Here is a 10672-nt window from a genome sequence, read left to right as displayed (position 1 = left end):
GGCGGCGGACCGACGCGGCCCGGCGGGCTCACGCGGCCCTGGAGCGGCGGGCTCGGCCTGCTGGGAGGCGGCGGGCTCGGCCGGCCGGGAGGCGGGCCCGGGGGCAGCCCGTGGGGCGGGCCTGCCGGGGGCCCGGCGGGAGGTCCGGCAGGAGGTCCGGCGGAATTGCCCGGAGAGGGGCGGTAAACGTCGCTCATGCTCAACCATCCACGAGTTGTGAGGTGCCGTTCCTCGGTGCGTGGTCCGAGTCGGCTGCGGCGAGCGCTGCCGAAGGGTGATGGGTCCGGCCGGCACCCGCGGAACCTTGGATGCTAGCGGACCACGCCCGGTAGGCGAGGAGTGCTCGGTTTCGCGGGTGAGGAAGGCCGCTTATCGCCCACCTTAGACCGGTCGTGCGACACCGTCCCCGGCCCGCTGCGCCTGGTTCCTCCCGATTCGGCGACATTCCGGACACTGAAAACGATCAAGGCCGAGCAGGCTCGTGACCTATTTCACTGGCCCTGCTTCTCCGGCTCCTTCACTTCACCACGCCCCTCGCGGCCTGCCGTCCGGAGTAGAGGCAGCCGCCCAGGAACGTGCCTTCAAGGGACCGGTACCCGTGCATGCCGCCCCCGCCGAACCCGGCCGCCTCGCCGGCCGCGTACAGCCCCGGCAGCGGCTCCCCGTCGGCCTTGAGGACCCGCCCGTCGAGATCGGTGTGCAAGCCGCCCAAGGTCTTCCGGGTCAGGATGTTCAACCGCACCCCGATGAGCGGCCCGGCCTTCGGGTCGAGCAGCCGGTGCGGCGACGCGACCCGGATGAGCTTGTCGCCCCGGTAGTTCCTGGCGCCCCTGAGAGCGGTGACCTGCAGGTCCTTCGTGAACTTGTTGTCCATCTCGGCGTCCCGCGATTCGACGGCGGCCCGGACGGTCTCGTACTCCAGCAGGTGGTCCCCGCTGATCGAGTTCATCTTCGCGACCAGCTCCGGCAGCGTCGCCGCCACGGCGAAGTCCGCACCGTGCTTCTTGAACGCCTCCACCGGCCCCGGCGCACCGGGCAGGACCCGCTTCAGCAGCAGCTTGACGTTCTTGCCCGTCAGGTCCGGGTTCTGCTCCGAACCGGAGAGCGCGAACTCCTTCTCGAGGATCTTCTGCGTGAGGACGAACCACGTGTACTCGTAGCCCGTGGTCGCGATGTACTCCAGGGTCCCGAGCGTGTCGAAGCCGGGGAACAGCGGGGCGGGCAGCCGCCGCCCGGTCGCGTCCAGCCACAGCGAGGAAGGCCCGGGCAGGATCCGGATCCCGTGGTGGGGCCAGATCGGGTCCCAGTTCTCGATGCCTTCGGTGTAGTGCCACATCCGGTCCCGGTTGATGAGCTCGGCGCCGGCGTCCTCGGCGATCCCGAGCATCCGCCCGTCGACGTGCGCGGGAACCCCCGAGATCAACCGCTTCGGCGCGGCCCCGAGGCTCTTCGGCCAGTTCTTGCGGACCAGCTCGAAGTTACCGCCGATGCCTCCGGACGCGACGATGACGGCCCCGGCCTCGATCTCGAACTCCCCGAGCGATTCGCGTGTGCTCGAAACACCTCGGGCGGACTCGTCGGGTGCCAGCAGGGTCCCGGAGACCCCGGTGACCCGGCCGTCGGTGACGGTCAACCGGTCGACCCGATGCCGGAACTTGAGCTGCACCTTCCCGTCCCGAGCCGCCTGCTTCACCCGCTGAATGAACGGTTCGAGGATCCCGGGCCCGGTGCCCCACGTGATGTGGAACCGCGGCACGGAGTTGCCGTGCCCCTCGGCCGTATAACCCCCGCGCTCGGCCCACCCGACCACGGGAAAGAACCGCACTCCCAGCGAGTGCAGCCAGGCCCGCTTCTCGCCGGAGGCGAAGTCGACGTATCCCTCCGCCCACTTGCGAGGCCACGCGTCCTCCGGCCGATCGAATCCCGCCGTGCCGAGCCAGTCCTGCCACGCCAGCTCGCGGGAGTCCTTGATCCCCATGAACCGCTGCTCCGGCGAGTCCACGAGGAACAACCCCCCGAACGACCAGAACGCCTGCCCGCCAAGCGACTGCGATCCCTCCTGATCAAGGACGGTGACCGTCTTCCCCAACCGCACCACCTCAGAGGCGGCCACCAACCCGGCCAACCCGCCCCCGACGACAACGACGTCACTGTCCATCGCCCGAACCCTCTCGATCGCTCTGGTGCCCTAAGCTGAAGAATCCCCTTACGGCCCTGATCCAGGAGGTTACGGCAGCTGATGACTGAGGACAAGGAGTTCGAGCTCGGCCGCTACTACACACGCGCAGAGCTTGTCGCCACATGGGGCGGTTCGAAACAAAGCGGTATCGCCCCGAGCGCAAAAACCAAGAATGTCCTCGTCTACACCGATCCCGAAGTAGGGGAGAAGCACGGCTACCACGACACCTTGAATCTGCGAGACGACTACGGGCCGCTGGTGTGGTACACGGGAGCAGGCGACGACGGTGACCAGCACTTTGCAAAGGGCTCCGACAACTATCGGTTGCTCCATCACAAGGAACAAGGCCGGACCATCCGACTGTTTCAAGCGGCCGGCCGGGTCAAAGGCACTGACACGAAGCTGCACAAGTATCTCGGCGAGTACGAACTTGATGAGGGTCGGCCCTACTTCGAGCGCCTCATCCCCGACGGCGACGGCGGGAAGCGGACCGTGATGGTATTCCAGCTTCGACCGCTGGGGCCGGTGGCAGATCCCGCCGTTGAACCGGTGGTAATCCCGCCAGGCCAGGTCTACCTCGACGCGCATCCTGAGCGAGAACTCCGGGTACTTCGCGAGAACACCAGTCGCCTTGTCGACCCAGAACGAAACGCGGCAGCGCCAATCGTTCGCAAGCCAACCGGTGCAGTGTCAGCTCGACGACGCGAGGCAGACCTCACTGATCGCTTCCGGGCGCACCTCGAAAGTCACGGCAACGAGGTCAAGCGATTCGAGCTCGGTATTGAAGGGCTGACCTCAGAACTCCTCACGGACCTGTTCGACGTGACCAACAAAGTGCTGTATGAGGCGAAGGGCAGGACTGACAGAAACTCGATCAGGCTTGCGATCGGGCAGCTATTCGACTACCGACGCCACGCGGTCCCGAAGCCAGAATCGGTCGCGATTCTGCTGCCAGAAGCCCCGAACGAGGACCTAAGGGATCTCATTGCATCGGTGGGCATCTCCCTTGTGTATGAGGAAAACGGCAAGTTCATCGGCTGGCCTATCGGCGCTGGTGTCCGGGAAGATTGAGGGTTGCTTCGAGCGCCCGGTCCCGTAGGGGTCGGGAGGCCGAAGCCCGATCATCCCAGGCATCGGCTCCTCCGCGTGCGCGCTGGCGCGTCCCTACCGGTCCGGCGGCGGGGGTGGGCTCGGATCGGGTGGCGACGGGGATTCGAGCGGGGGAGGCGGCGGGAGTTCCCAAGCGACGTGGCGAAGTTGCGAGATGAGGTGATCCGCGGCGGCTTCTATGTCTTCCTTTCGGAGTTTGTCCGGGATTCGGTTCGAAGCGATGCGGGACAGGATGAGGATGTTGAGCGCTGTCTCTCGGAGGAGGGTGGGGAGGGGGATGCGGTTGCGAGCTCCAGCCAAGGTCGTGATCGCCTCGGCGAGGTTGTCGAGTTCGGTTGTGGACATCGTGCCTCCTATTGGTGCTGTGTAGTTGTGAGGCTTGCGCCTGCCTGGTTGCGGAAAGTGTAGAGACGACCACCGACAGTTTTGATGTTCGAGTGAGGTAGACGACAAAGAGGCCGCGCTCGGCCTCACCTTGCCGAGCGCGGCCCTCGGTGCCGGCGCGTGTGTCCTGCGGGAACCCGCGACTTGTGGCACCGGATCGGGTCAGTCTTTGGTAGCGACACTCTTGCGGAAGGTGCTGCACGGGAAGCGGATCGGACAGCGGTAGTGCGCCGTGCAGGCGGGGCACCACGGCGGGATGCCGCCGTCCGACTTGTGCTCGCCAGGGATCGGGCGTGGCGACGTGTGCGAGTCCATGGTCATCGCTGGTCCCTCCAACCGCGGTAGAGGGCGAGGACCGTCTGGCGGAGGCTTTCACGGACCTCGGGAGTCGGGAAGCGCCATCGGAACTCGGAGACCAAGTGGAGGTTCGAACTCGCGGTATCAGGTCCGGTCAGCACACCCATATAGGTGGAGAGTTCTCCCGGAGCGATGCGGAAGCACATCACCGAGCCCCAGTCGGGGTCGAGGAGGCAGCGAATGCACGTCGAGCCGAAGACCGTGATGCCGATTTCGGTCTCTTGAGGAGCCGGCGATGGTCGGCGGTCTCCCTGGACGCTCGGGTACTGCATGTCTGCCTCCGGTTCGTCGGCCCTTCGGATGCGCGATTGCGACAGAACGAAGGTAGATCCCGAGCGGCATGAGAATCAAGGGCAAAACCCCTGGTCAGGGCAGGGCGGAAATGTTGGTCGCCTATGTTCGGCAGTCTTGGTCGGCGTACTGCCGATCAGAATTGCCTTTCGTTTCGTGGCGGTTGTGCCGCAATGAATTCGTGTGATACTGACCGAATGGCAGATGCGAAGGCTCTCCGTCGGGAGATCGGGCGTGAGCTTGACAAGATGCGATACGCAGCCGGGATACTCACCAACGACATCAGGCTCGTGAAGATCTGCGGCTCGGCGCGGACATACGCTCGACTGGCGAAGGGGGAGCGAACCAATCTCACGTATCCGGTGATCGGAGCGCTCTGTGACCTTTTCGAGGCGACCACTCAGAAGAAATTCGAACTGCAGCGTCTCTGGGATGTCCTCGACGACACCAGCTTTGCAGAATCCGCCGAGGCGCTGGTGAAGTCAGGGTTCAGCCCATACCTGGGGTTCGAACAGATCGCAGTGAAGCTGGATCTGCACGAGCTCGTCCTGGTGCCGGGTCTGTTTCAGACCGAGCGCTACATTCGGAGAGTTCACGAGCAGAATCCCGACCGTGGGCGTTCGGACGCCGAAAAGCTTGTCGAGCTGCGACTACGCCGCCAGCACGAGTTGGAAGCGCGAGGCGATGCCGTCCAGATCCGTGCACTGCTCCATGAGGCAGTGCTTCATAACGGCTGTGATGAGGAGCAGCTCGCCCGCTTGTGTGAGTTGAACGAGCGGCCGAACATCAGTATCGCCTACCTGCCCTTCGAAACCGGCCCGCATCCGAGGCTGACAGCGCCGTTCAGCGTACTATCCTTCCTTGACGAAAGAGACCCTGATCTTGTCTACTTCGAGGCTCCTGGCGAGTCCCGATTCGTGGAGGCGGCCGAGCCGGTGCTGGCATGTCGGCAGTGGTTTGAGGTGGGTCTCGGCCAGGCGAGGACGATCAAGGAGTTCAGACGATGAGTCAGAACGGGTGGCGGAAGTCCAGCCGCAGCGGCGACGCTGACAACTGTGTGGAAGCACGAGGCGACGTCGCAGGGTTCCAAGTCAGGGACAGCAAGCTCGGCGAGGAGTCCCCGGTTCTCAAGCTAGGAACCGCGGACTTCGCTAGTCTGCTTCGATTGGTGGAGCGCTAATTTACTGAATCCGGTGCTGACACGCCGACTACATGTTTTGGGCCGATGAGTTTTGCTCATCGGCCCGAGGCGTTTTGTTCGGCAGCTCAGGCCCGGCAGAGGAGTTCGCCGTGGGGGATCATCAGCCAGGCGTCAGCGGTTTCGCCCCAGGCGGTCCACGCTTCTGAGATTGCTTGGAGCTGTGCGGGAGTGGCGTGGCCGCCGTCGAGGGCCTGTTTGGCGAAGTCGGAGTGGAGGCTGCGGTCGGCCCAGAGGGAGCCCCACCAGGTGCGGTCGGGTTCGTCGGTGAAGGTCCAGGTGGAAGAGGTCGCTTCGATTGCGGATTCTGGGAAGCCGGCCTGGAGGGCCCAGGACTTGAGGCGGCGGCCGGCGTCGGGTTCGCCGCCGGCAGCTCGGGCGACGGTCTCGTACAGGTCGAGCCAGTCGGTGAGGCCCCGCGACTCGGGGAACCACGTGAACGCGGCATAGTCGCTGTCGCGCACCGCGATCAGGCCGCCGGGTTTGGCGACGCGGCGCATCTCCCTCAGCGCTTGGACCGGGTCGCTCACATGCTGGAGCACCTGGTGGGCATGGACGATGTCGAAGGTGTCGTCGTCGAAGCGGAGACCGTGGACGTCGGCTTGTTCGAAGCTGGTGTTGGTCAGGCCGCGCTCCTTGGCGGCTGCTTCGGCTCGTGGAAGGATCTCCGCGACGTAGTCGACGCCGGTCACGTGGCCGTCGGAGGCGATCTCCGCGAAGTCGGCGGTGATCGTGCCAGGGCCGCAACCGATGTCGAGGATCGTGTGGTCGGTCTTGAGGTACGGCAGCAGGTACGCCGCCGAGTTGTCTGCGGTGCGCCAGTTGTGCGAGCGCAGAACCGACTCGTGGTGGCCGTGGATGTACTTCGCGGTCTCATTCGCCATGCGGGTCAACGTACCCTAGAGGTATTAGAATGTGGGATGCATTTCTCGAATATCGAGAGCGTAATGTGAGGTGGGAGCATGGTCCCGCTTCCAGTGCGGCGCAACCGGAAATAATGCTGTATATATGACGCATGCTCGCGGCCAGAGACGGAAGTGGATTTCATGGGCACTGGTACTGATCCCTCGGACATCGGCACGGCGCTTTCGCAGGTGATCGACGCCGCCAAAGCGACTCAGCAAGCGCAGGAGGCCCTAGGGGCGGAGTCCGCACGGGCCGAGGCCGCCGACGGGCGTGTCATCGCCACGGCGTCCTTGAACGGCGGCGTCACCGTCGAGATCACCAACATCCGCGCCTACCGGCTCCAGCCGGACGAGCTCTCCAAGGAGATCACCAAGGCCGTCAACGAAGCCCTCGACGCAGCGCGCGGACAGGCCGCGAAACCCGCCGACGTCGACCTCGCCGCACTGTCGAGCAGGCTCGAAGAGATCCAGCAGTCCTCGATGAAGCAGCTCCAGGGCTTCATGGCGAGCATCACCGAGGCCCACGCCGGCGTCGCGCGCGCCGCGGCGGAAGGCAGGCGCGAAAAGTGAGCGAACTCCAGATCGACCCCGACCAGCTCGACAAGGCGGGCACGGGCATCGAAGGCGCCTCCGAGCAGCTCGCCCAGGCCCTCGAGGAGTTCCGGGCCACCATCGAAGGCATCGGCGACGCCGCGGGCGGCGACGAGATCGGCGGGCTCATCGGGGACGCGCACCAGCTCATCTACGAGTCCGCCATGGAGACCTTCGAAGACGCCGTCCAGTCCCTCGCGGACGCCGGATTCGACGTGCGCGACTTCGGCGTCCAGCACCAGGCCGCCGACGACGCGATCGCGAAGCTCTTCGCCGGCCTCCAAGGGGAGATCGGAGGCGGCAGCTGATGGCGCTCATGATCCCGTCCGAACTCGCCACCCTGCTCAGTGTGATCGGACACGAATGGCCGTCCTCCAACGAGGACGCCCTCATGCAGTCCGGCCAGGCCTGGTGCGACCTCAGCGGCAAGCTCACCGACATCGAGAGCCAGGCCACCACCAGCGCCGCCCAAGCCTGGGCCGACCAGATCGGCAAGGACATCGACGCCTTCAAAGCCTGGTGGGAGAGCGAGGACGGCCCCGCCGACTCGCTCACGCAGGGCGCCACCGGCGCCATGATCGGCGGCTCGGGGCTCATGGTCTGCTCGGCCCTCGTGCTCGCCCTCAAGATCATGATCATCGTGCAGCTCGCGATCCTCGCCGTGCAGATCGCGCTCGCGATCGCCCAGGCCGCCTTCACCTTCGGCGCCTCGCTCGCGCAGGTCCCGATCTTCCAGCAGATCACCCGCCGGATCGTCGACACCATCGTCGACCAGGTCATCTCGCAGCTTCTCGCAAAGATCTAGGAGGCGACACGTGGGCAAGAAGGGCAAGGGCGGGCGCGGCGGCCGGGGCGCCACCATCGTCTCCAAGGCGGACGAGTTCTTCAAAGGCGCGAAGGGCCGGAACGCGCGCATCCGGCAGAACAACGCGAACCAGATCGACGTCGACCGGCTGATCCACGCCCTCAAAGGCGACATGCGACCGAACCACAACGGCGGCACCGGTTACCACTACCGCCCCGGCGGCAAGGACTGGGACGGCCGTCGGATCGAGCCCGGCAGCCAGCGGCCCGTGGGCAACAACGGCGTCTACGAGGCGAGACCGGGATACCAGCGCCCCGACGGCACCTGGCAGCCCAAGGCCGGCAACAACGGGATCTCCACGTTCTTCCCCGACGACTGGACGCCGTCGCAGGTGAACGACGCCATCTCCCGCGCGTACCGCAACAGCGCCCCCGACCCGGCCAACCCGAACTCGTGGATCGGCCACAGCAACGGGGTCAGGATCACGGGCTTCTACGACAACAACAAGCCCGGGTACACCCACGGCTACCCGCACGCGAACCAGGACGACGTCCCGTCCGACCGCAAGGGCAAGAGGCGATGAGAGGTCGAGCAATGCGCTACCGACACGACCCCGAGGGCGGCACCGCGCCCGTGGACCCCGCCCCCGGCGAGCGGATGCTGGGTTCCTGGGTGTGCTGGGACGTCGGCCGCCGGTTCGGGGTCCTGCTCGACGCGCTCGCCATGGCCGACCAGGTCGGCAAGGGGGACAAGCCGTTCGCGCCGTGGGACAGCGAGGGTTTCGCGGTCGCCTTCGAGCCGGACGGCGTCACCATCGCCTCGAACTTCGGCGACCCGGACTCCACGGTCTACCCCGTGGACGCGGTCCGGGCGGCCCTCGAGGACTACTGGGCGTTCCTGGTCGCGCTCCCCGAGCGGGAGGGGCAGCGCCGGTTCCGGCCCGACCTCGCCGAATGGGAGGCCGACCTGCTCCAGTGGGAGCAGACCTGGCAGCTGCGCCACCCCTACCGCGGCCGGCTCGGCATCCCGCTCGAAGGACCCGCCTAGCTCCAGCCGCGCCGCCGCGCGAGCCAGTCCGCCGCCGCGAGGCCGCTCCACCGCTGGTGTTTGCGGATGTACGGAGACACGTCCGGGATGAGGTCGCCCGCGGACTCGCCGAGGTAGTAGCCGGTGATCGACGCCAGGGCGGTGTCGAGCTCCTCCGGAGCGACCCCGGCGGCGGTCGGATGCGCCCGGAACAGGGCGTCGGCGTCGTGGCCGTCGCCATGGGCCGCAATGAGGAAGCACGCGGTGTCGAACCAGGGCGAGTGGACCTGGACCCAGTTCCAGTCGCACACCCAGGCCCGGTCGGCGCCGAGGACCATGTTGTCCGGGCGCAGGTCGAAGTGCATGACCGCGTCGGCTTCCATGGCCTCGTCGATCCCCGCTTCGAGGGCCGCGAGGTCGTCGATCCGGCCGGCGAGGGCCTCGGGGACGAAGAACGGCTGCTGTGTGCCGGAGGCGACGCCGGTGAACTGGCGGAGCTTGTCGTCGATCGGGTCGGCGCGCACGCCGAGGTCGAGCAGGGCCTGCGGCGCCGGCGTCAGGGCGGCGGCGGCCTGGGCCCACGCGTCGAGCATGAGGTCGAGGTCGCGCGGGGCCATCGGGAGGGTCGGGGCGCGGCCGGGGACGGCTTCGAAGCCGAGGACCGTCCAGTCGTCGAAGTCCGCCGCGAACTCGAGCCGGGGCGCCGGGACGCCATCGGGAAGTGCGGCGCTGATGCGCGCCTCCTGGCGGTAGGCGGCGAGCGCCCAGGACCGGTCGGCGCCCGCGGCCTTGATGAAGAGCTCGGCGCCGGATTCGGCCCGGACGCGGGCCGCGAAGCCGCCGCTGAAGCCGCCGCCGGCCATGCGGATCTCGGCCGGCTCGCCGCCGAGCTCCTTGATCACGCAGGCGCGCACCGGCTCCGGGAGCGTCTCCCAACCGGTGCGGATCGCGGTGGCGTCGTACGGGACGGTTTCGCCGAATCGGGACATGTGGAGATTCTGTCCGCCGCCCGGCGGGCCGCGCAATCGGAATTCGCGGCCCCCGCCGTCCCCGGCGCGGGGAGCGGGTGCGAAGCGACCCTCGCAGCCGTGGTGGGGACGACGGCGAGGGCCGAGTCCATTCTAGGCGCTGGCGAGCAGCGAGGGAACCACTACGGGCAGGACATAGCAGCCGATGTCGCCGACCTCGCTGTAGGTCAGTGCCCAGCGGGCGGTCCTGGCGTCGCGGCACAGGACCACGAAGGCCACCATGCAGCTCAGCGTCCGCTGGGCGTCGGTCATGAACTGCAGCCACGACTCCGCTTGCGCCGGATCGGGTTCGAGGACGGCGTCGAAGAGGATGGCGATGATGCGCTCGCCGCCCTTGGCGTAGGCGGCGGCCACGCAGACGCGGAGGCGGCCGGGGAAGGCGAGGGTTCTGCGGCTGACGGTGATGCTGTCGTAGTCGGGAAGGTCGGGCCCGTCGGTGAAGTTGTACAGCTCTGTGGCGAATTCGGGGCGGGTCTCCATCAGCATGGCGAGGAGTTCGTTGTACTCGATCGACATTCGAGTTCCTAACTTCCGCGTGGGGTCACAAAAGGTGGGTTGTAGGAAGAACGAGGACACGAGATTCGGGTTACGGGTAACCTTCGCGACTTGAGGAGGAATCCTGCAGCTGCACGATTGCCGCGGGCGGTGACGGCGAAGGGGCGCGGCGGGATTTGAACTGCTCCCCGGAAGTTGGACTGAGAATTCGGTTCCGCTTCCGGGGAGTTGTTGTTTGCATCCGTATAGTTCGTTGACCGAGCAGGAGCGTGCTGCTGCGGTGTCGCTGTTCGAGGCCGGTCA

13 protein-coding genes are annotated in these 10672 nt (G+C 66.8%); 8 read left to right on the top strand and 5 right to left on the bottom strand.

What is annotated here, in order from left to right:
• Nucleotides 1-517: 517 nt before the first annotated feature.
• A complete protein-coding gene (locus GFD30_RS25630; RefSeq protein WP_153027987.1) occupies nucleotides 518-2158 on the bottom strand; it encodes an FAD-binding dehydrogenase in 1641 nt (546 codons plus the stop codon).
• Nucleotides 2159-2239: 81 nt separating this feature from the next.
• Here GFD30_RS25630 and GFD30_RS25625 point away from each other — a divergent pair, with 81 nt between their 5' ends.
• Nucleotides 2240-3250, top strand: a complete 1011-nt coding sequence (locus tag GFD30_RS25625) for a hypothetical protein (RefSeq protein ID WP_153027986.1) — start codon at nucleotides 2240-2242, stop codon at nucleotides 3248-3250.
• Between the two features lie 93 nt (nucleotides 3251-3343).
• On the opposite strand, the gene GFD30_RS25620 is transcribed toward GFD30_RS25625, so the two are convergent.
• Nucleotides 3344-3634 carry a hypothetical protein gene (locus GFD30_RS25620; protein WP_153027985.1) on the bottom strand — a complete coding sequence of 97 codons (291 nt, stop codon included), beginning with the start codon at nucleotides 3632-3634 and terminating at the stop codon, nucleotides 3344-3346.
• 884 nt (nucleotides 3635-4518) lie between these two features.
• Between GFD30_RS25620 and GFD30_RS25615 the strand changes: the two genes are divergently transcribed.
• Nucleotides 4519-5328 (top strand): DUF5753 domain-containing protein, encoded by an 810-nt coding sequence (locus GFD30_RS25615; RefSeq protein WP_153027984.1) that lies wholly within the window; start codon nucleotides 4519-4521, stop codon nucleotides 5326-5328.
• Complete coding sequence (locus GFD30_RS25610; RefSeq protein ID WP_153027983.1) at nucleotides 5325-5501, top strand: DUF397 domain-containing protein; 177 nt, start codon at nucleotides 5325-5327, stop codon at nucleotides 5499-5501. Before GFD30_RS25615 ends, GFD30_RS25610 begins: the two co-directional genes overlap by 4 nt.
• A gap of 86 nt (nucleotides 5502-5587) precedes the next feature.
• Here the strand turns inward: GFD30_RS25610 and GFD30_RS25605 are convergent, their stop codons facing one another.
• Entirely contained in the window at nucleotides 5588-6403 is an 816-nt protein-coding gene (locus GFD30_RS25605) for a class I SAM-dependent methyltransferase (protein ID WP_153027982.1), read from the bottom strand.
• Nucleotides 6404-6565: 162 nt separating this feature from the next.
• Between GFD30_RS25605 and GFD30_RS25600 the strand changes: the two genes are divergently transcribed.
• From GFD30_RS25600 to GFD30_RS25580, 5 genes are read left to right on the top strand one after another with little or no spacing between them, the layout of a single operon-like run.
• Nucleotides 6566-6994 carry a YbaB/EbfC family nucleoid-associated protein gene (locus tag GFD30_RS25600; RefSeq protein ID WP_153027981.1) on the top strand — a complete coding sequence of 143 codons (429 nt, stop codon included), beginning with the start codon at nucleotides 6566-6568 and terminating at the stop codon, nucleotides 6992-6994.
• Nucleotides 6991-7323, top strand: coding sequence for a WXG100 family type VII secretion target (locus tag GFD30_RS25595; RefSeq protein ID WP_153027980.1), 333 nt, complete (start codon nucleotides 6991-6993; stop codon nucleotides 7321-7323). Before GFD30_RS25600 ends, GFD30_RS25595 begins: the two co-directional genes overlap by 4 nt.
• A complete protein-coding gene (locus tag GFD30_RS25590) occupies nucleotides 7323-7820 on the top strand; it encodes a WXG100-like domain-containing protein (protein ID WP_153027979.1) in 498 nt (165 codons plus the stop codon). Before GFD30_RS25595 ends, GFD30_RS25590 begins: the two co-directional genes overlap by 1 nt.
• A gap of 10 nt (nucleotides 7821-7830) precedes the next feature.
• Nucleotides 7831-8403, top strand: a complete 573-nt coding sequence (locus GFD30_RS25585; protein WP_153027978.1) for an EndoU domain-containing protein — start codon at nucleotides 7831-7833, stop codon at nucleotides 8401-8403.
• Between the two features lie 11 nt (nucleotides 8404-8414).
• Entirely contained in the window at nucleotides 8415-8867 is a 453-nt protein-coding gene (locus tag GFD30_RS25580; protein WP_153027977.1) for a hypothetical protein, read from the top strand.
• Here the strand turns inward: GFD30_RS25580 and GFD30_RS25575 are convergent.
• Complete coding sequence (locus GFD30_RS25575) at nucleotides 8864-9835, bottom strand: phosphotransferase (RefSeq protein WP_153027976.1); 972 nt, start codon at nucleotides 9833-9835, stop codon at nucleotides 8864-8866. The genes GFD30_RS25580 and GFD30_RS25575 overlap by 4 nt on opposite strands.
• Before the next feature lie 132 nt (nucleotides 9836-9967).
• Entirely contained in the window at nucleotides 9968-10390 is a 423-nt protein-coding gene (locus GFD30_RS25570; RefSeq protein WP_153027975.1) for a hypothetical protein, read from the bottom strand.
• Nucleotides 10391-10672 lie beyond the last annotated feature (282 nt).

The organism is Glycomyces albidus, from assembly GCF_009451885.1.
Classification (GTDB): domain Bacteria; phylum Actinomycetota; class Actinomycetes; order Mycobacteriales; family Micromonosporaceae; genus Glycomyces; species Glycomyces albidus.
Note: the sequence above shows the minus strand (reverse complement) of the source record. Positions and strands in the feature narration are given on the sequence as shown.